This window comes from Galbibacter sp. BG1 (genome assembly GCF_013391805.1).
Taxonomy (GTDB): Bacteria; Bacteroidota; Bacteroidia; order Flavobacteriales; family Flavobacteriaceae; genus Galbibacter.
The window spans coordinates 1,007,240-1,027,038 of record NZ_CP058364.1 but is presented as its reverse complement, the minus strand read 5'-3'; the positions used below and the strand labels follow the sequence as shown (position 1 = coordinate 1,027,038).

Annotated in this window: 17 protein-coding genes; 11 read left to right on the top strand and 6 right to left on the bottom strand. The window is 37.5% G+C overall.

Annotated features, from left to right (window positions below; translation table 11 throughout):
• The first annotated feature begins 92 nt into the window (after positions 1–92).
• The 4 genes from HX109_RS04435 (at position 93) to HX109_RS04420 (ending at position 3,071) form a co-directional block, all read left to right on the top strand.
• Complete coding sequence (locus HX109_RS04435) at positions 93–305, top strand: PLD nuclease N-terminal domain-containing protein (protein WP_178949999.1); 213 nt, start codon at positions 93–95, stop codon at positions 303–305.
• 172 nt (positions 306–477) lie between these two features.
• Positions 478–765, top strand: coding sequence for a hypothetical protein (locus HX109_RS04430; protein WP_178949998.1), 288 nt, complete (start codon positions 478–480; stop codon positions 763–765).
• 137 nt (positions 766–902) lie between these two features.
• Positions 903–2,345 (top strand): glycosyltransferase, encoded by a 1,443-nt coding sequence (locus tag HX109_RS04425; RefSeq protein WP_178949997.1) that lies wholly within the window; start codon positions 903–905, stop codon positions 2,343–2,345.
• Positions 2,346–2,543: 198 nt separating this feature from the next.
• Positions 2,544–3,071 (top strand): DinB family protein, encoded by a 528-nt coding sequence (locus tag HX109_RS04420; RefSeq protein ID WP_178949996.1) that lies wholly within the window; start codon positions 2,544–2,546, stop codon positions 3,069–3,071.
• Between the two features lie 375 nt (positions 3,072–3,446).
• Here the strand turns inward: HX109_RS04420 and HX109_RS04415 are convergent, their stop codons facing one another.
• From HX109_RS04415 to panC, 4 genes are read right to left on the bottom strand one after another with little or no spacing between them, the layout of a single operon-like run.
• Entirely contained in the window at positions 3,447–4,592 is a 1,146-nt protein-coding gene (locus HX109_RS04415) for an alpha/beta hydrolase (protein ID WP_178949995.1), read from the bottom strand.
• A 33-nt stretch (positions 4,593–4,625) separates the two neighbouring features.
• Positions 4,626–5,618, bottom strand: a complete 993-nt coding sequence (locus HX109_RS04410) for a lysylphosphatidylglycerol synthase transmembrane domain-containing protein (RefSeq protein WP_317170434.1) — start codon at positions 5,616–5,618, stop codon at positions 4,626–4,628.
• Positions 5,593–5,943, bottom strand: coding sequence for an aspartate 1-decarboxylase (gene panD / locus HX109_RS04405; RefSeq protein ID WP_178949994.1), 351 nt, complete (start codon positions 5,941–5,943; stop codon positions 5,593–5,595). Before panD ends, HX109_RS04410 begins: the two co-directional genes overlap by 26 nt.
• A 12-nt stretch (positions 5,944–5,955) precedes the next feature.
• The gene (gene panC, locus HX109_RS04400; protein ID WP_178949993.1) at positions 5,956–6,804 is read right to left on the bottom strand and encodes a pantoate--beta-alanine ligase; all 849 of its coding nucleotides are present in this window, start codon (positions 6,802–6,804) and stop codon (positions 5,956–5,958) included.
• Positions 6,805–6,912: 108 nt separating this feature from the next.
• On the opposite strand from panC, the gene HX109_RS04395 reads away from it, so the two are divergent.
• From HX109_RS04395 to HX109_RS04365, 7 genes are all read left to right on the top strand, one after another.
• A complete protein-coding gene (locus HX109_RS04395) occupies positions 6,913–7,722 on the top strand; it encodes a glycogen/starch synthase (RefSeq protein ID WP_178949992.1) in 810 nt (269 codons plus the stop codon).
• An 18-nt stretch (positions 7,723–7,740) separates the two neighbouring features.
• Complete coding sequence (locus HX109_RS04390) at positions 7,741–9,372, top strand: DUF4270 domain-containing protein (protein ID WP_255462765.1); 1,632 nt, start codon at positions 7,741–7,743, stop codon at positions 9,370–9,372.
• A 17-nt stretch (positions 9,373–9,389) separates the two neighbouring features.
• Entirely contained in the window at positions 9,390–11,237 is a 1,848-nt protein-coding gene (gene glmS / locus HX109_RS04385; protein ID WP_178949990.1) for a glutamine--fructose-6-phosphate transaminase (isomerizing), read from the top strand.
• An 87-nt stretch (positions 11,238–11,324) separates the two neighbouring features.
• Positions 11,325–14,075: a TonB-dependent receptor gene (locus tag HX109_RS04380; protein ID WP_178949989.1), complete on the top strand. Its 2,751-nt coding sequence runs from the start codon at positions 11,325–11,327 to the stop codon at positions 14,073–14,075.
• A gap of 17 nt (positions 14,076–14,092) precedes the next feature.
• Complete coding sequence (locus tag HX109_RS04375; protein ID WP_178949988.1) at positions 14,093–15,616, top strand: SGNH/GDSL hydrolase family protein; 1,524 nt, start codon at positions 14,093–14,095, stop codon at positions 15,614–15,616.
• Positions 15,617–15,810: 194 nt separating this feature from the next.
• Positions 15,811–16,242: a YHS domain-containing (seleno)protein gene (locus HX109_RS04370; protein ID WP_178949987.1), complete on the top strand. Its 432-nt coding sequence runs from the start codon at positions 15,811–15,813 to the stop codon at positions 16,240–16,242.
• Positions 16,243–16,420: 178 nt separating this feature from the next.
• Positions 16,421–17,440: a LacI family DNA-binding transcriptional regulator gene (locus HX109_RS04365; protein WP_178949986.1), complete on the top strand. Its 1,020-nt coding sequence runs from the start codon at positions 16,421–16,423 to the stop codon at positions 17,438–17,440.
• 95 nt (positions 17,441–17,535) lie between these two features.
• On the opposite strand, the gene HX109_RS04360 is transcribed toward HX109_RS04365, so the two are convergent.
• On the bottom strand, positions 17,536–18,432 hold the full coding sequence (locus tag HX109_RS04360; RefSeq protein WP_178949985.1) for a GyrI-like domain-containing protein: 897 nt from the start codon (positions 18,430–18,432) through the stop codon (positions 17,536–17,538).
• A 14-nt stretch (positions 18,433–18,446) separates the two neighbouring features.
• Entirely contained in the window at positions 18,447–19,799 is a 1,353-nt protein-coding gene (locus tag HX109_RS04355) for a vanadium-dependent haloperoxidase (protein WP_178949984.1), read from the bottom strand.

Sequence of the window (19,799 nt, the reverse complement as noted above, 5' to 3'; positions counted from 1 at the left end):
TATTTTAGAATAGGAACACAGAAAGCGTATAAAAAACGTATTATATAGTTTTCATTCTACGGAATTTGTTATCTTTAAAAAAAACTTAAGATATGTTTTCACTTGGAATGATTGGGCCTTGGCAAATTTTATTAATACTTTTTTTAGTTGGAGTTTTCCCAACATTAGTTGCCCTAATAGATATTTTGCGAAATGAATTTAAAGGTAGTGACAAGTTGGTATGGACGCTAGTGGTGCTTTTTTTCAATCTTTTTGGTGCAGTTTTATATTTTTTAATTGGCAGAGAGCAAAGAATTACAAGTTAAGAAGCTTATCACGTAAGATAATTTTTTTCCGTGGTTGTCTATTTTAGATTGCGAATATTTCTATTTTAAGGTGATTAAGATATAATAGGTACTTCTAACTTTAGATATGGCTATTTGTTGAAAAATCTGTGTTTTACAAAAGGGTACGAAAACCCACCTATTTAATTATTTTATGGCTTTTGGTGCTGGACATGTTTTGGATATGATCAATCGGATGAAACAAAACCGAGCGCAACGCCCTTCTCAAAAAGCAAAATTCGACACTAAAAATACTGGGTATTCAAGAACCGATTTTAAGTGCCCCAAATATGTAGAGTTATCTCCCGAAAAATTAAAAGCATTTCAACTAAAAATAAGAACCCAAGCACATAGAGAAAAACGAAAAGAGCATATTCTTTTCGCTGCTTTTGGTTTTATTGGGCTAGTGCTGCTTCTTCTATTGTATATTATTCTTCAATAAAACTGTACCCAAGTATACACAAATGTATAATAATTATACACTTTCAATTTAAATGATAGTTTGTATTTATTTGTTTTTCAGAACATTAATAAATGGCACTGATATTGGTTTTGTAGTCGTGAATTTAATTAAACGCTATGAAACAATCAATATTCACAAACTCGTCTGAAACTCCAAATAAAGAATCGTCGAATCGTTTGGAGCAATTTATATCAAATTCCTCTTCATCGTTTATTTTGGGAGGAACTTTTCTTTTAATGTTTGGAGCGGTATCGCTTTTCTTTTTCTTACAACCTTATTTCGAGCAGATCCATTTGGAGCGTATGGCCACCAGTTGGGGAATGGCGTTGCTAGTTTTGGGAGCTACGTTGTTGGTGATAAAAATTAGCTTTATCATTTTTATGTTTGTGTTGTATTTAAAGTACAAGGTAATAAAATCTGTTTCTGATGAAGATTTGCCATTATGTACAGTTATCGTGCCCGCGTATAATGAAGGAGAGTTGGTCTACAAAACTTTAAAAAGCTTGGTGGCAAGCGATTATCCTGCTGAGAAATTACAAATTATTTCTATCGACGATGGTAGCCAGGATAACACTTGGGATTGGATGAAAAAGGCACAAAATGAACTTGGGGATCGCGTAGCTATTTACCAGCAGCCTGAAAATAGAGGAAAGAGACATGCTTTATACCGTGGATTTAAATTAGGAACCGGAGATGTTTTTATCACTGTAGATAGTGATTCCATTGTAAAAGAAGACACCTTAAGAAACATGGCGAGTCCGTTTGTAGTGAATGAAGAATGTGGTGCTGTGGCCGGAAATGTAAGGGTATTGAATAGTAAGAAAGCATTGATACCACGAATGTTGAATGTAAGTTTTGCCTTCAGTTTTGAATTTATCCGTTCTGCGCAAAGTAGATTGGGATCGGTTTTATGTACTCCGGGAGCTCTTTCAGCGTACAGAAGGGATGCGGTATTTAATTGTTTACACGATTGGATTAACCAAACTTTTATGGGAGAGGTTTCCAAAATCGGGGAAGATCGAGCAATGACCAACATGATATTAAAGCAAGGTTACAAAGTCTTGTTTCAACGTAAAGCTTATGTATACACAAATATACCAGAGCGTTATAAGAACCTTTACAAAATGTTTATCCGATGGGAAAGAAGTAATGTACGTGAAAATCTTGCCATGAGCAGATTTGCTTTTGGGAACTTTAGGGAAGGTGCAAAAAGTGGAACTAGAATTTTGTTGTTGAACCAATGGTTGAAAATGACTATGGCGTACCCAGCAATAATTTTAATGGCTTATTTTGTAATTAGCTATCCTGTTTTGTTCTTAAGTTCAACCTTGGCAGGTATCATGATTTTCTCAAGTATGCAAGCCCTGTTTTATGCTAAAAAACACAGTGTAGCAGAATCTTTTTGGGCGTATCCATATAGTGTATTTTATGCCTTTACCTTGTTCTGGATTACTCCTTATGCCATTGCAACTGCTGGACGTAGTGGTTGGTTAACAAGGGATTTATCTAAAAAAGAATTAAAGAAGCAACAGCAATTGGTTGCTGCAGTATCATCTTAACAGCAGATACATTTGAATATATACTCAAGTATTCAAAAAACGTTCCCGAGGAAATTTCCAAGGGAGCGTTTTTTTTGTTTTTGTAGGATGCTTTCTAGGGAATAAAATAATCTTGAAACATACTTTAATAGTGAAAAATAGTGGAGTTGAACTGAAAAAACTTAATTTCATGCATTAAACAACACTATTTTACATTAAATGAACCAACGGTATTTAGATTACGCGGATTATAATATTTGGGCCAATAATAGATTGATGAACGATTTGGCCAATCAAAACGATAATATATTCAATCAAGAATTTATAGGAAGCTTCCCCACCATCCGAGCTACTATTTTACATCTTTGGTATGCAGAAACAGGGTGGCTTTCTCGCATGCAGACCGGTAAATGGTCGGTGGAGCATGTGGTGAATTTTTCTGAAGATACCGAAATGCTTTTTGAAGAATGGAAAAGTACCTCAATGAAATTTCGCGAATTTGTAAAAACTGCAGATCTAGAAAAAAAAGTACACTTTGAACACAAAGGGGAGCAATTTTCAATTCCTAATCGTGAAATAATCCAAACAGTTTTTAATCACGGCAGTTACCATCGCGGCCAGATTGTTATGATGATGCGGCAATTAGGTATTGATAAAATATCACAAACCGATTATATTGAATGGGTTAGGGAAAAGGAAAGGGGGAATTTGGAACGAAATTTATTCACGTTGAAATTTAGAAAGTAGTAGGCTGTGAAGATAAATCTGTTAATGGTTCGAGAGTCATTTCGATAACGGCCGTGAGCGCCGGTGGAGAAATCCCATCCTGCGCTTCAGGAATAGGTTTACGAGATCTCTCCCTTACTTCGAGATGACGCTATAAATAACGATTCAGCTCCTTTTCGGATTTCAACTTTAAAATTCACCACTGGATTTCTGTAGGGAAGATGCGTTGCTTATTATAATATTCAGAGACAAAACTTTTTTTCGTTCGAGTTTCTGGTTTCGCAGTCATTTCGACAGCGGCCGTGAGCGCCGGTGGAGAAATCCCATCCTGCACTTCAGGAATAGGTTTACGAGATCTCTCCCTGCTTGTTATAGCGCTAAACAGTTAGTGTATTTCTACCAACCAAAATCCGCTTTAAGGGCATCGATACGCTCTAAAGCCAAATCTTTCGTTACAAAATCGATTTCCTTCATGCCAAACGCTTTTTCGTAGGTACGCATGGCTTTTTTAGGTTCACCCATTTGTTCGAAATATTCTGCTTCGAAAAAGAAACCTAACATGGTGTCGGGATATTCCTTTTTAGCAATTTTACTAAGTTCGTTTAAAGATTCTAAATCTTCTTTCTTCTTGGTAGCAGCATAAATGGCCATCATATCGTTAAGGCTTACCTGTTTTCTAAAACCAAAAAGTGTTTCAATGGTATTGTACTTATTAGTAAGGTATTCTACAACAGGCCCATCATGCTCTAAAACTTCTTTTTTATATTCTTCTACGCTAATAGGTTTGTACATGTTAAAAATTTGATCCAATGCTTTCGGAGTCCCGTAAGAAGCTACCGAATAATGATCGGCATTTTCAAATTCATCAAAATAGTAATGTAAGTTGTCGTTGGTAATTCCCTTCATGGTATTTTGAAAAACGCGTATTCTTTCCATGTTTTCCTTATCGTCGTTTTCACCCGTGGCGATATAATAAAAAATCATTTCTTCCAGACCTCCCAATCTCTCCGGGATATTTCTTTCTAAAGTGGGTGCAAAGGTTGGGGACAGGTTTATATAGGCGTTGAATAGCGAATTGCCTTTAAAAAGATAATAATTAGTGAAATTTGCTGTAGTGCCATGGCCCACAATGGCCTTGAATTTTGCTAGATTATAGTTTTTGGCAATCATTGGGATAAGCTCCATTCCTATAAACTCAAAAAAGCTGTTTCCTTTTTTATCTGGAAAACCATTTTCATCGCTATAAAAACAGTCTTCGTAACGTGTTTCTTCTTGCTTAACTCCCACAACAATGCTTTTTGGCATCTCGTCTTTGTAGGCATAGAATTTACTGTTGGCAACCACAATGTCGAATAGATAGTCTGCATCGAGTACTACGATTAATGGGTAGGATTTTTCAGCAGAATAGTCCTCTGGAACATAGAGTTGAATATCCCTTTTTTCGGCTAACTTAAAAGATTCTATGGTTGTGGAAGTAACTTGGGCGCTACTTGCTAGTATGCACAAAAAGAGTGCGATACACATAAATGTAGTCTTTCTCATGGTCTTTAGATTTGGTGACCGAAAGATAAAAAATTATTTGTTTTTATTGTATATGGGTAAAAAAAGAAACGCCAAAGCTCCAAAAATAACGATCATTGACGTTTGAGCGCTCCACATAATCCATCCAAAAGCATCTCCGGCATTGCTCGAAATCCCGTAAAAAATTAAAATTTGACTCACAGCGATGGGGTATAAACCAACACCGCCGTTGGTAGCACTCACCGCGAATGCGCCGGCAACGAAGGATGCCAAAATAGCATTAAGGGATAGCGTATTAGTTTCGGGTAGACTCCATTTAATAACCCAAAACATAAAAATGTAAAGTCCCCAAATAGCGAAAGTGTAAAATAGGAATAACCATTTCTTTTTCATTTTGAAAATACTTAAAACACCTTCTAGCAATTCTTTTACAAAAGCTTTTATTTTACCTAGAAATCCCCCTTTTGCTTTTTTGATAAAGTAAAGAAAAGAAATGCCCAAAACCCCAAGGACGGTTAGGGTAATTATAATTTTGACAAAGTTGATTTCTTTGTCAGAGAAATAATCCAGTATTATTTCGGTTTGAAGTATTCCAGTTATAAATACAATGATGAGAAGCATAAGTACATCAATAATCCTTTCTGTAATGATGGTTCCAAATGCTTTTTGAAAAGGAATATCTTCGTAAGTAGATACCGTGGTGGCACGTAGTAGTTCGCCAGACCTTGGGATCCCTAAATTTGCCAAGTAACCTACCAGCAGGGCAAGCACATTATTTATAATTTTAGGGCGATAGCCCAAGGGCTCTAAAAGTAAGTTCCAGCGTACGGCCCTTATAATATGACTTAGAATTCCCATTAACATGGAGAGGACAATCCAAAAATAATTGGCCTCCCGGATTGAGTCAATTATATTTTGCCTGTCTGAAGCCGTTGTGTTGGAATACGAATACCAGATGAAAAAAACTCCCAGCAATAGTGGGAGTATACGTTTTAGGATATTCTTGATTTTTTTAGTCAAACTAGGTAAGGGTATTATTTTTTTCATTTGGGAAAATAAGCGAAGGTTTAAAATTCTTAGCTTCTTCAAAATCCATAATCCCATAGGAGATAATGATAATGATGTCCCCACGTTGAACTTTTCTGGCAGCAGGGCCATTTAAAGTGATCTCCCCACTGTTTTTTGCACCTTTTATGGCGTAGGTTTCCAAACGCTCGCCATTGTTTATATTAACAATTTGCACTTTTTCGCCTTCAATAATGTTAGAGGCTTCCATTAGTGCTTCATCTATAGTGATGCTTCCTATATAATTCAAGTCGGCTCCAGTAACCGTAACTCTATGAATCTTAGACTTTACTACTTCAATTTGCATGGTACAAAGGTATTAATTTAACGCAACATTATCTATCAACCGTATGTCATTTGCATATACGGCAACGAAAAGTCTGTAATGTTCGTTTTCTTTTTTTGTTTTAACAGGTTTTAACGTTTTTTCATTAGCAATTTCGGCGTATTCCAATTTAAAAAAAGGCTGTTGCCGAAACTGCTCTTCTATCCAATTCACGGTGTCTATTGCACTTTCTGTGCCAAACTTTTCTTTTGCTTTTTGAATGGTTTTAAAGATGAAGGAAGCTTTCTCCCGCAGGTCGCTTGGAAGACGTTCGTTTCTAGAGCTCATAGCGAGGCCGTTGTCTTCGCGACTTATGGGGCATCCAATAATGGTAAGTGGCAGATTGTGTTTTTCCACCATTTTTCTAATGATTTGAAGTTGCTGAAAATCTTTTTCTCCAAAATAAGCTCTATCCGGCTGCACGATGGTAAAAAGCTTTTTCACAATAGTTCCTACCCCGTCAAAATGGCCGCTTCTAAATTTGCCTTCCATTTCATTTTCAAGTCCGTCAAAATCGAAGGTTTCGCTGGCTACTTTGTTGTCGTAGATATCTTCCGCCGAAGGGGCAAAAATAAGAATGTTATCGCTTACTTTTTTGAGGTTTTCCAGGTCTTTTTCCCAAGTTTTAGGGTACTTCTCAAGATCTGTTTTGTTGTCGAATTGCGTAGGGTTTACAAAAATGCTTACCACTACTGTATTATTATCGTTCAGCGCTTTTTCAACTAGGGAAAGATGACCCTGGTGTAATGCACCCATAGTAGGTACTAAGCCAATGGTTTTATTCTCTATTTTTTCCTTTTTAAGGAATTGAATTAATGCTTCTTTTTGATGAAAAATTTGCATTTTATAAAAAATTAACAGCGTGCAAAGCTATATAAAATTAACTAATTAGGCATATTTTTTGTATTTTTGCATCCTTTAAACCTTAGTCTAAAGAAACAAATTGATTTTATGACAGACAAAAGAGTATTATTTGTCGCTTCAGAAATGGTTCCTTACTTGCCAGAAAACGAAGTGTCTTCAATGGCTTACGAGAGTCCGAGAATGGTGAACGATAGAGGAGGGCAAATACGAATCTTTATGCCTCGTTTTGGAAATATTAATGAGAGAAGGCATCAACTACACGAAGTAATTCGCCTTTCTGGGATGAATTTGGTTGTGAACGACATGGATATGCCGCTTATTATAAAAGTAGCTTCAATTCCAAAGGAAAGAATCCAGGTTTATTTTATCGACAATGAAGAGTACTTTAAACGTAAAGCAACTTTTACGGATGAAGATGGGAATTTGTTTCCAGATAATGACGAACGTGCCATTTTCTTTGCAAAAGGAGTGGTAGAAACAGTGAAGAAATTAAATTGGAATCCAGATATTATCCATGTACATGGATGGATGGCTTCCTTGTTGCCATTATACCTTAAGAAATACTACGCAGACGAACCTTTGTTTGCCGAAAGTAAAATTGTTACCTCTGTTTACAACAAAGGCTTCGATGGAACGTTAGACAAAGAAATGATTAATAAAATTAAGTTTGATGGTATAGATGAAGAGGCCGTTAAAGCCTTGGAGGAGCCTTCTTATAGCAATATTCTAAAAGTAGCCGTAGACCATTCGGATGCTGTAGTTGTCGCTTCGGAAGAATTGCCAGAAGATCTAAAACAACATATCGACTCTTTGTCTAAACCAGTGCAGCCGTATATTTCCATTTACGAATTTGAAGAGGCTTACCACAAATTTTATGAAACAAAAGTATTAAGCTAATAAATAATACAAATGAAGATGAGTTTTAAAGGAGGGAAAGTGTTATCAACACTACTTATTTTAAGTGGTGTTATTTTTTTTACGGCCTGCGAAGATGACTATAATACCATTGGGGTAGATCTTATCGACAACGGGAAAATCACGGCCAGTAAACAATCCTACGACGTTTCTGCTTTCAATAGAAAATTAAAAAGTGTACGTACAAACGGACTTACAGCATATCAATTAGGAGATTACAATCAATCCATTTATGGGGTTACCACTACTTCATTTACCAGTCAGTTACTATTGGCATCTACAAATCCTACATTTGGAGATGAAACACAAAATACTGAAAATGCAGAAGGTTCAGAAAATGAAAGAATCACAGCGGTTTATCTTAACCTGCCATTTTTTAGCACGGTAGAAACAGATACGACAGATTTGGATGAGGACGAGCCTCGACCATACCGAGTAGATTCCATTTACGGGAACAGACAGGCGACTTTTAGCTTTAAAGCGCAGGAATTTACTAAGTTCTTACGTGATTTAGATCCAGATAGTAATTTTCAGGACGCACAGGAATATTTTTCAGATGAAGATCCGCTTCCATTTGCAACCACTGTGTTGTATGAAAATAATGCATATCAATTGGATTTAAATGAAATCATTATCCCAGATCCTGATGCAGTAGACGACCCTGATACGGAAGATGTTGATGAATCTAAAGTTCCAGCGGAAAGATTATCGCCACGTATTCGAGTAGAATTGAACAAGGAGTTTTTTCAGCAAAAAATATTGGATAATGAAGGGAATGGCGTATTAAACAGTCAGAATAACTTCAAAGAGTTTTTAAGGGGAATTTATATCTCTACGGATATGCCCAATGAAGATTTGGAAATGCTGCTTAATCTAAGCGGTACCAATAGTTATGTGGAATTGCAATATGATTATGATAGTACGGTGGAAGATAGGGATACCGTAAAAAGTAAAACCTTTAGGCTTAATTTATCTGGAAACAAGGTTAACTATATCACCGATAATTATCCGGATGCCGTGTTGAGTAATTTTACAGAAGATAATGCGGCTAAATTATATCCTTATGGTGGTGCTGGAAGTTATGTGGAAATAGATATTACCGGTGGTAGCGGGGATCCTAAAATTGCGTTCCAGGAAGCAATCGAAAAAGGATGGTTGATTAATGAAGCTAATTTGATTTTTTATGTGGATGAATCATCACTTCCTGAGCAAAACGATCTTACATTACCAGATAGGCTTTACTTGTTTGATTTAAACAACAAGAGGTCGTTAATCGACTATAAACGTGATTCTATCGCCAGGACAGGAGTCGATTCCACAACTTTTATTAATTATGGTGGTAGACTTGATAAAAGCAATGATGTGGGTACACGTTACAAGTTTAAGATTACGGATTATATCAATAATATCATTCGTAACGATTCTACCAACATAAAATTAGGCTTATCAACTACGAGTACTATAAACAATACTTTTAATGTTGCCGCTTTTAAAGGAACAGAAGAAGTAAGTGTCCCTCAAGCTTCTATTACTAATATTTTTGGAACTGTTTTATATGGAAACAATGTTCCAGCCAATGATGAGAAAAGATTGAAACTGGAAATTTATTACACGGAACCGAGTAATAATTAATTTAAAGCAATAATAAAATGTGTGGGATTGTAGGTTATATAGGGCCTAGAGAGGCTTATCCAATAGTTGTAAAAGGTCTTGAAAGACTGGAGTATAGAGGTTACGACAGTGCTGGAATTGTATTGTTTGATGGGGAAGATTCGCAGCTTTGTAAAACCAAAGGAAAAGTAGCCGATTTAAAGGCTAAAGCAGAGAGCGAAAAAGTAACCAAAGGAAAAATAGGGTTGGGACATACGAGATGGGCTACCCATGGAGTTCCAAACGATGTCAATGCGCATCCCCATTACTCTAATTCTGGGAACTTGGTTATTATCCATAACGGAATTATAGAGAACTACGGTTCAATTAAAAAAGCATTGGAAAAGAGAGGTTATACCTTTCAATCTGATACGGATACCGAAGTTCTTATCAATCTTATTGAAGATATAAAAATAAATCAGGATGTAAAGCTTGGAAAGGCAGTTCAAATCGCTTTAAACCAGGTTATTGGAGCCTATGCAATTGCGGTTTTCGACAGAACAAAGCCAGACGAAATTGTGGCTGCCAAATTGGGAAGTCCGTTAGCGATAGGAGTGGGTGAAGATGAATTCTTTATCGCTTCCGATGCTTCTCCATTTATTGAATTTACCAATAACGCTATTTATCTTGAAGATGAGCAAATGGCGATTGTTAAATTAGGACGAGATGTAAAAATCCGTCAGATTAAAGGAGATAAACCCGTTACTCCCTATGTTCATGAGCTTCAGTTGAATTTAGAACAAATTGAAAAAAATGGGTACGACCATTTTATGCTGAAGGAAATACATGAACAACCAGATGCAATTAAAGACACGTACCGTGGAAGGTTGAGAATTAACGAAGGCATTATTAAAATGGCCGGGATTGAAGATAACCTCGAGAAAATCCTAAAAGCAAAACGCATTATAATTGTTGCTTGTGGTACTTCATGGCATGCCGGATTGGTAGCGGAATATATATTCGAGGATTTGGCTCGTATTCCGGTGGAAGTGGAATATGCATCGGAGTTTAGATACAGAAACCCCGTAATTACTTCCGAAGATGTAGTCATTGCTATTTCACAGTCTGGAGAAACGGCAGATACCTTAGCCGCTATTAAGTTGGCAAAACAAAATGGAGCTTTTGTATTTGGTGTATGTAATGTGGTAGGTTCTTCTATTGCTAGGGAAGCCCATGCGGGAGCTTACACCCATGCGGGACCAGAAATTGGGGTAGCCTCTACAAAGGCTTTTACCACACAAATTACAGTACTAACCTTGATTGCGCTTAAATTGGCGCAGAATAAAGGAATGATCTCTAAAACCGATTTCCACAATTATTTAGCGGAAATGGAAGCCATTCCTGCAAAAGTGGAGGAATGTTTAAAAGTAGACGATCACGTAAAATACATTTCATCGGTTTATAAAGATTCTCCTAATTTCTTGTACTTGGGTCGGGGTTATAATTTCCCTGTAGCTCTGGAAGGTGCTCTAAAGTTAAAGGAAATCTCTTACATCCACGCGGAAGGTTATCCGGCTGCGGAAATGAAACACGGTCCTATTGCTTTAATAGATGAGCAAATGCCAGTGGTTGTTATCGCAACTAAAAAAGGGCATTACGAGAAAGTTGTTAGCAACATTCAAGAGATAAAATCCAGAAAAGGAAAAATTATCGGGATTGTAACAGAAGGAGACGAGGAAGTAAAATCGATGGCAGATTTCGTCATCGAAGTACCGGAAACTATTGAAGGTTTAACACCTTTATTGACGACAATCCCTCTACAGTTACTATCTTATCACATCGCTGTCATGCGAGGTTGTAATGTCGATCAGCCTAGAAACCTAGCAAAATCGGTTACCGTGGAGTAATCAATTATTAATTCCGTAATTATTAACATAAATAATTACGGAATTAAAAAAATATGTATATTGTTCTTATCTAAAACTAACTAAATTATGATAAGAACAATTTTTTTTGCGCTACTTTTTCTAGTTGGTGCCGTTGGTTTCGCGCAGTCAACTAAAATTTCAGGTAGTGTTATAGATCAACAAAATCAGCCTATTCCTAGTGCGAGTATTCAAGTAGTTGGTACATCAACTGGTACGGTTTCCGATTTTAATGGAAACTTTGAATTGGAAGTTTCAAAAAGCCTTCCTTTTAGCATTACAATTTCTAGTATTGGTTTTTCTTCGCAAACGATTGAGATAAACAGTACAGAGGATGTAACAATACAACTGGAAGAGCAAACAACCAATCTCGGAGAGATTGTAATCTCCGCTTCGAGAACCCCCGAACGCATATTTGAATCTCCGGTTACTGTGGAGCGTTTCGGATTAAAAGAAATAAAGAATACTGCTTCAGTAGATTTCTATGGAGGTTTGGAAAACCTAAAAGGGGTAGATATCAATACCAACAGTTTAACATTTAAGTCCATAAATACTAGGGGGTTTGCAGCTTTTGCCAACACGCGTTTTGTGCAACTGGTAGATGGGATGGACAATTCGGCTCCCGCTTTAAATTTTCCGCTTGGAAATTTATTGGGGATGACAGAAATAGACGTGCAGAGTGTGGAATTACTTCCCGGGGCTTCATCAGCACTTTATGGAGCCAATGCGTTTAATGGAATTTTATTTATGAGAAGTAAGAATCCGTTTGTAGACGATGGTATAAGTGCCTACGTAAAAACGGGAATGACTTCCCAAGATGCTGCTGGTGATAATATTTATTGGGATGTAGGAATACGGGCTGCAAAGAAGTTTTCAGAAAAGTTCGCTGCAAAAGCCAATTTCTCTTATTTAGAAGGAACAGACTGGTATGCCGTTAGTGAAGAGAACGTACTTAATCCAGGTGTAGGAAGAGAGGCTCCTAATTACGACGGATTGAATGTTTATGGAGATGAGGTAAGTACAAACATCCGCGGTGTTGGACAAGCGTTGGCGAGTAGAGGTTTAATTCCCGATGCAGCCGTTAACCTATTACCTAATGAAAATGTTAGTAGAACAGGGTATTTAGAAAGTAACCTAACCAATTATGACGCAGAAAGCGTGAAATTTGATGCTTCCCTACATTATCGTCCTTTTGCCGATGATTTTGAAATCATGTATCAGGCAAAAGTAGGTAAAGGGGCTACCATTTACCAAGGAGCCAATAGGTATTCCCTTCGTAATTTTTTCCTTCAGCAACATAAAATTGAAGTTAAAAACAATAACTTTTTTGTACGAGGCTATATGACCGATGAAGATGCCGGGGATTCCTACGACATGCGATTTACAGGGATCAACATTAACCGATTCTGGAAAGACGACCAAACTTGGTTTGGTGAGTATGCAGGAGCTTACGTGCAGGCTACCTTAGGAGGAGCCTCTAGCGAGCAGGCGCATCAATTGGCTCGCCAAACGGCAGATACTGGCAGATTGATTCCTGGTACAGCTGGTTTTCAAGATGCTTTCGATACGGTTACCACCAATTCTGATCTGGCAGCTGGTTCACAATTTAGGGATGCTTCCCAATTGTATCATGCCGATGCGAACTACAATTTTGCCGATCTAATCGATTTTGCAGATATTCAAGTGGGAGGATCGTTTAGAACGTACCGTTTAAATTCCTTCGGAACCATTTTCACCGATTACGATGGCCCTATAAGCTATAACGAACTCGGACTGTATACACAAATCCAAAAACAATTAATGGAGGAGCGATTAAAATTAACCGCGTCTTTCCGTTATGATAAATCAGAATTATTCGACGGTCAAGTTACACCGAGACTTTCTGTTGGTTATACTGCTGGAGCGGACAAGAACCATAATTTTAGAGCTTCTATCCAAACAGCTTTTAGAAACCCTACCACCCAAGATCTATATATTGGCTTAGACGTTGGTAGAGCGGTTCTTGTAGGTTCTGCGGAAGATAATTTAGATCGTTACGTACGAACGTACAATGTAAACAACGCAGCTGCCAATGGTGGCCAGACGCAGGCAACTATTAGCGGAAGGGACGCCTATGAAAATTCTTTTTCCGTAAGTTCTGTTCAAGCTGGGGCACCAGAAGTTGCCGATGTCGATATAGTAGAACCGGAAAAAGCTATTGCTTATGAAGTTGGTTACCGAGGTCAGCTAGGTAGCTTTACCATAGATTTAAGTGGTTATTATACCGATTATGAAGACTTTATTGCCAATGAAAATGTAATCGTGCCTTTGTATGGGCAGGCGGGAGATAATAGTCAATCACTTGTTGCTTTGCAAAGCGGGGATACACGTGTTTTTCAAACATACACCAATGCAGATTCTGGAGTGCAGTCCTATGGAGCCGCGGTGGCCGTTTATACCAAAGTGTTTAATGGTTTCGACCTGGAAGCCAATTATACATTCGCAGATTTTGAACAGGACGATCCAGATTTTAGACCAGGTTTTAATACTCCAAAGCATAAAGTGAAAGCTTCTTTTGGTCATACCCATTTGGTTGAAAATTTTGGTTTCAATGTAAGTTATCGATGGAGCGATGCCTATTTCTGGCAGGCTTCTTTTGGAGATGGGAATATTCCTTCTTTTAATGTAGTAGACGCACAGTTGAACTATACAGTTCCATCTTTAAAATCTACTTTTAAAGTAGGGGCTACCAATATAGGTGCCAAAGAATATTTCACTGCTTATGGTACGGGACTTATCGGTTCTCAGTTTTATGTTTCGTGGACGGTAAATAACTTCTAATCTAAATTTTGAATACAATGAATACTAAATATATAGGCTTATTATCTTTTATGTTAATCGGATTGCTAAGTTGCAGTTCCGATGATGATTCTTCAGGTGGGGGCGATATGGGGATGAATTTTTCTGCTGGAACGGCAGATTTCTCTAATTACGTATCCGTAGGGAATTCCTTAACTGCGGGGTATACCGATGGAGCTCTTTTTCAGGCAAGTCAACAGAATTCATTACCTAATATGCTCTCTCAACAGTTTTCACTAGTTGGTGGAGGGGAATTTAATCAACCTTTGATGAACGACAATCTGGGTGGAGCCACCTTGGGTGGAAATGTAATCCTAGAAAACCGTTTGTTTTTTAATGGAGCTGGACCCGCTCGTTTGCCGGGTTCTCCAACTACCGAGATTTCACAAACCTTATCAGGTAGTTTTAATAATATGGGAGTACCTGGAGCTTTAAGTTATCATTTATTGGCACAGGGTTATGGAAATATCGCAGGGCTGCAAACCGGACAGGCAAATCCATATTTTGTTCGATTTGCTTCGAGTGCCAACACATCCATAATTGCAGACGCTGTAAGTCAGAATCCAACCTTTTTCACCCTTTGGATAGGGAATAACGATGTGCTGGGTTATGCCACTTCGGGAGGAATAGGGATAGATCAAAACGGGAATCTAGATCCTTCTACCTATGCCAGCAATGATATTACCGATCCTAATGTTTTTGCGCAAGTGTATAGTGGTATAGTGGCGCAATTAACGGCAAATGGTGCAAAGGGAGCAGTAGCCAATATTCCAAATGTAACCTCTATTCCTTATTTCACAACAGTTCCTTACAATCCTGTTCCATTGGATGAAGCAACTGCCAATCAATTAAATACGCAGCTTATCGGTCCACTAAAGCAAATATTAACCGCTCAGGGTCAGGGAGATCGTGTGGTGCTTTTGCAGGCTGGAAGCAATAACCCTTTAATGATTAAAGATGAAGATCTAACCGACCTTTCAGCTCAATTAAATGGTGCTTTGCAACAAGCGGGAATCCCAGCACAACAAGCTGGCCTAATGGCCATGTTATATGGGCAAGCTCGACATGCCACCGAAGCAGATCTCATTACATTACCTACTTCTTCAACAATTGGTACGGAACAAGTAGGGATTCCTGCACCTTTTAATTCAATCGGTGTTACCTATCCATTACAAGATGGAGCGGTTCTACTGCCAAGCGAACAAAAAGCTGCTACAGATGCAGTGGTTGCTTTTAATACTACTATAGCGGCAGTTGCAGAACAAAATGGACTCGCTTTGGTAGATGCAAATGCAATTTTAGATGAAGTGGTAAATGGAGGTGTTGCATTCGATGAATTTGTTTTAAACGGCGATTTGGTTTTTGGAGGTGCTTTCTCTTTAGACGGTGTGCACCCTACGGCAAGAGGCTATGCTTATTTAGCTAATAATTTTTTGGCTGCTATAGAAGCTAATTTCGATGCAAAATTACCTCGACTGAAAGCGGCGGATTATAATACACTGTATCCTGCACAATTACCTTAATTAGTAGTTTGGTTAATTTAATTGACTTTAAATATTTTACTGTCAGGCTGTCCCGATACTTCGGGAGTCGAAACCTATGATGGAATTTTATAATGGTAAAACTAATGGCTTCACTGTGTTTTTGAAGGGAAAATATTTCAATTGTGAGTAATGTTTGCAGCTTTAGTTCTACTAACTAAAAAAATAGTAGTTATATGGAAACTAAGCTTACTTGCATCTTATTGTTTTTTATAGTCTCTTCAAAAGCACAATTTAACGAGCAGAAGGGAGCGGTAGCCGAAGGGTATGATGTTATTTCTTATTTTGAAGAAACTCCGGAAAAAGGCTCTTCAGATTTTGTAACGATTTACGAGGATGCCGAATTTAGGTTTGTGTCTGAAAAACATTTAAGAACTTTTCAAGAGAATCCTAAGAAATACCTTCCACAGTATGGAGGATACTGCGCATACGCCATTGCAAATGGAGAGAAAGTAAAAATTAATCCAAAAACCTATGAAATAAGGGATGGGAAACTTTATCTGTTTTACAACAGCTGGGGTAACAATACTTTAGGCCTATGGCAAAAAGAAGGTGCCGTAGAGCTTCAAAAACAGGCGGATACGAATTGGAAGAGAATGGGGCACTAGAAAAATTAATGAGACCGAATAATAAGTTCAGAAATTGAGTTTTACTAATGAACAGTAAAAATTACTATTATTTTCGGTTGATGATATTATATTTGAGGTTACTTAGCTAAATAAAGATATTCTTTCTAAGAAAAACCTTAATTTTGAATATCCGATCGAATACATAAAAGGTGCAGCAATGAAGCAAAAGATAACGCTTAAAGAAATTTCAAGAAGATTTAACGTCTCTATATCTACGGTGTCCAAGGCACTTAAAGATAGTCCTGAGATAAGTGAAAAAACAAAAGAAATTATTCAAGCTTTTGCTAAAGAACACCATTACAAGCCCAATAATATTGCCTTGAGCTTGAAAAACCAAAAAACAAAGAATATTGGGATTATCCTTCCTGAAATTGTTCATTACTTCTTTTCTTCGGTTATAACTGGGGTGGAAAGGTTGGCTTCAGCAAAAGGCTATAATGTTATTGTTTGTATCTCCAATGAATCTTTCGACAAAGAGGTTATAAACATGCAAATGCTAGCAAATGGAAGTATAGACGGTTTTATAATGTCGCTATCTAAAGACACCGAAAAGAAGCAAGATTTCCATCATATAAATGAAGTGATAAATCAAGGAATGCCAGTAGTTATGATCGATCGGGTTACCGATCAAGTAAATTGTGACAAGGTTATTATAGACGATTTTCACGGGGCCTACAGTGCAGTTTCTTATTTAATTGAAAGCGGAAGAAAGAAAATTGCCTTACTTACCATGCCAGATTACATGAGCGTTGGAAAACTAAGAACGGAAGGTTATAAAAAAGCCCTTCTAGATGCTGGGTTGGAGGTAGATGAAAACCTCATCGTTAAAATTGAAGATTTTTATAGTGGTTTTGAGCCTGTAGAACGCCTCTTGGAAAACCATGAGGTGGATGCCGTTTTTGGAGTCACTGAATTTTTTGCCGTTTCTGCAATGAAAATCGCCCAAAAAATGGGCAAAAGTGCACCCAATGATATTTCTTTTATCGGATTCACAGATGGAATTATTTCCATAAGTAGCAGTCCGTCGCTTACAACCGTGAGTCAACATGGTGAAGAAATAGGGGAAAAGGCGGCCGATCTTTTGATAAAACGATTGGAAGAGGAAGATTTTGAGTCGAGAGCCTACGAAACGGAAATTATAAAATCTAGTTTGGTTAAAAGAGAGTCCACTTTATAAAATATAATATCCACTAGTGCGATTAAGGATAAAAAAATCACTGCTAAGTCTTAAATCTATTAGACCTGCAGTGATTTTTGTTATTTACTAAAGTTTTAATTTATAGGAATGTAAACATCTGTTTTCCATCTAAGGGCATCGCCGCCCAGGTTGGGGTTATTATGGAATTGTTCCACAATTTCACCTCCTATATTCATGTCATTATTTTCCGCATAATCGTAAAGCGAGTACCACGCATGGTGGGAATACATATAATTACCATTAAAAACGGTTTTTATAGAAGGTTTTGCCTCTACTACTTTATAAAATATATCGCCAGGAGTCCCAGGAAGCTTATTCAAACCTTTAATAGGAAAACAAAAATCCATATTAATCCTGTTTTTGGCTTTGTTAAATTCATTGATGACAACCAAAGGTCTACCGTCTTCTTGGATATTGTTGTTGGCAATGTAACTGCTTATGTAATTGTAATTACGCATCATCTGTTTCGCCTTTCCTTCGGGGGATGTTTCGGCATTTACGCACGCACATTTTTTAGCGGGTGAAATGGTATCTGTAATTTCATTTACTCGAAAAGTAGAAAGGTTTAAATCCAACACTTTTTTAAAATCAATCAATAAATTACGTGTGTTACTGGTGAAATCCGTTTGAGTAAATGGAGCTGTCAACCTATTTTTAAGGCTGTTTTTATCCTGTTTCACCCCAGCACTAATTTCAGAAATAGAATCGTTAATAATATCAATATCCCAATAGACGGTGTAGTCTTCCCCTTTATAATTTACCTTTTGAACTATTTGAGAGTAAAGCGTACTATCGATGGTAGTGGTACGCACCGAATCTTTGGTTTTTTGCCAGTTGGTAATGCTATAAAATATAGTGCCGGTACTTGCTTTTTCTTTAAACTGATAGATATAATCACTTTTTTTAATGAAAAGGTACCAACTTAATGCGACTATGAGCAATAGAGCTAAAAACCCAATTATTTTTTTCATTTATAAGAAAACTTCTATTTGTTTGAAACTATTTTTTCGTTGGTCATTCCATCTAATTTTTTTATAATAAAATCGGCCATGGACCTACCTTGGCCAACACCTACTTCGATAGCGGCACGATAGTGAATACCACCATACATTCTGCTCATGGCAGCTTCGTCTGCAGCTTTATTAAATGAAGTGAACGAACGCACCGGAAGTCCGTAAGGCACCTCGGTATCGTCATCAAAGGCAAAATTATCACCAAATATGGAGGTCAATGTTTTAGCAGCAGCTCCAGAAACTACAGAATGTCCGCTTGTATATTCTGGAAAAGGTGGTGTTTGCAAAACCGGTTTCCAGTTTTCATCTATATACTGATTAATAACTGTTTCGGGACGTATAAGGTTACTTCTGTATTTTTCGTCCCAACAGCTTATAAAACCATCAAAAATAGCAATAGCAGTCTTTGTATAGGCAAAAACAGTTTCGTTAAAGCTGGCATCGGTTTTTTTACAGGCAATCTTTACAATTCCTATCCAATGGGCACCTGGAGTAATTTTTTTGGTAGCGAACATTAAATGTCCTTTGGTTACGGAAACGTATGGATTACAATCCCAAAATTTTGCAATGGCAATTTCTTCAGAAGCATCCCCTTTCTCGGTCATGTCGTTTCTTACATTGTAAACCTCCATGGTTTCCTTAAAGAATTTACTGTCTTTCTCAAGTGAAAACTCAGGTGGTGGAATGGGCTTAAACTGCGCAGCCGAATCTATGGCCATGGGTCTAATTTTCATCCAATGAGGCTCTATACCATCCATATAGGCGGGTGGGGTAGGTTGCCAACGGGAAGGATCGTCGCTGTTTACCGTAAACTTTGGCATGGTACGGGTTTGTTTGTAATTGTCTTTATCCATCCATGATTTAATATGGTCTACAACTTCCATGGCGTAAGCTTTGGAAGCATTGAACTCGGTTTCGTTGGTGTTTTTCCATTCAGTGTAAAGACTGTCTTGGAATACTTGCATACGGTCTTCAGAAAAAATTAAACTCTTACTTACCTCCATATGTGCTATAAGCGCAGCGACTTGGTAATTAACTTTTTCCGAATTGGTAGCTGTTGGAATTGGTTTTAAATCTGTAACCACCCCAGCCAACGAATTGTAATTTGGATCTTTTTGGGCAATGATTTCGTAAGCAGCTATATCTGCATATACAAATATTCTACTAGCCACAGGAGGGGAAAAAATATCGTGAATCATAATATCCACTACTTGATCTATGGCTTGATGCAAATTTTCTGGTGTAACTTCTATTGGTTTTTCTTCTTTGTTACATGAAGTGAAAACCAACATACATACACAAATGAGTACTAAAATTCGTTTCAT

What these genes read in the sequence shown, in the direction of transcription:
- HX109_RS04410 (WP_317170434.1), bottom strand. Translation starts at nt 5,618, where the DNA reads ATGAAAAAAATAATACCCTTACCTAGTTTGACTAAAAAAATCAAGAAT.
- panC (WP_178949993.1), bottom strand. Translation starts at nt 6,804, where the DNA reads ATGCAAATTTTTCATCAAAAAGAAGCATTAATTCAATTCCTTAAAAAG.
- HX109_RS04420 (WP_178949996.1), top strand. Translation starts at nt 2,544, where the DNA reads ATGAACCAACGGTATTTAGATTACGCGGATTATAATATTTGGGCCAAT.
- HX109_RS04430 (WP_178949998.1), top strand. Translation starts at nt 478, where the DNA reads ATGGCTTTTGGTGCTGGACATGTTTTGGATATGATCAATCGGATGAAA.
- HX109_RS04415 (WP_178949995.1), bottom strand. Translation starts at nt 4,592, where the DNA reads ATGAGAAAGACTACATTTATGTGTATCGCACTCTTTTTGTGCATACTA.
- HX109_RS04390 (WP_255462765.1), top strand. Translation starts at nt 7,741, where the DNA reads ATGAGTTTTAAAGGAGGGAAAGTGTTATCAACACTACTTATTTTAAGT.
- HX109_RS04380 (WP_178949989.1), top strand. Translation starts at nt 11,325, where the DNA reads ATGATAAGAACAATTTTTTTTGCGCTACTTTTTCTAGTTGGTGCCGTT.
- HX109_RS04360 (WP_178949985.1), bottom strand. Translation starts at nt 18,432, where the DNA reads ATGAAAAAAATAATTGGGTTTTTAGCTCTATTGCTCATAGTCGCATTA.
- panD (WP_178949994.1), bottom strand. Translation starts at nt 5,943, where the DNA reads ATGCAAATTGAAGTAGTAAAGTCTAAGATTCATAGAGTTACGGTTACT.
- glmS (WP_178949990.1), top strand. Translation starts at nt 9,390, where the DNA reads ATGTGTGGGATTGTAGGTTATATAGGGCCTAGAGAGGCTTATCCAATA.
- HX109_RS04395 (WP_178949992.1), top strand. Translation starts at nt 6,913, where the DNA reads ATGACAGACAAAAGAGTATTATTTGTCGCTTCAGAAATGGTTCCTTAC.
- HX109_RS04370 (WP_178949987.1), top strand. Translation starts at nt 15,811, where the DNA reads ATGGAAACTAAGCTTACTTGCATCTTATTGTTTTTTATAGTCTCTTCA.
- HX109_RS04355 (WP_178949984.1), bottom strand. Translation starts at nt 19,799, where the DNA reads ATGAAACGAATTTTAGTACTCATTTGTGTATGTATGTTGGTTTTCACT.
- HX109_RS04365 (WP_178949986.1), top strand. Translation starts at nt 16,421, where the DNA reads ATGAAGCAAAAGATAACGCTTAAAGAAATTTCAAGAAGATTTAACGTC.
- HX109_RS04425 (WP_178949997.1), top strand. Translation starts at nt 903, where the DNA reads ATGAAACAATCAATATTCACAAACTCGTCTGAAACTCCAAATAAAGAA.
- HX109_RS04435 (WP_178949999.1), top strand. Translation starts at nt 93, where the DNA reads ATGTTTTCACTTGGAATGATTGGGCCTTGGCAAATTTTATTAATACTT.
- HX109_RS04375 (WP_178949988.1), top strand. Translation starts at nt 14,093, where the DNA reads ATGAATACTAAATATATAGGCTTATTATCTTTTATGTTAATCGGATTG.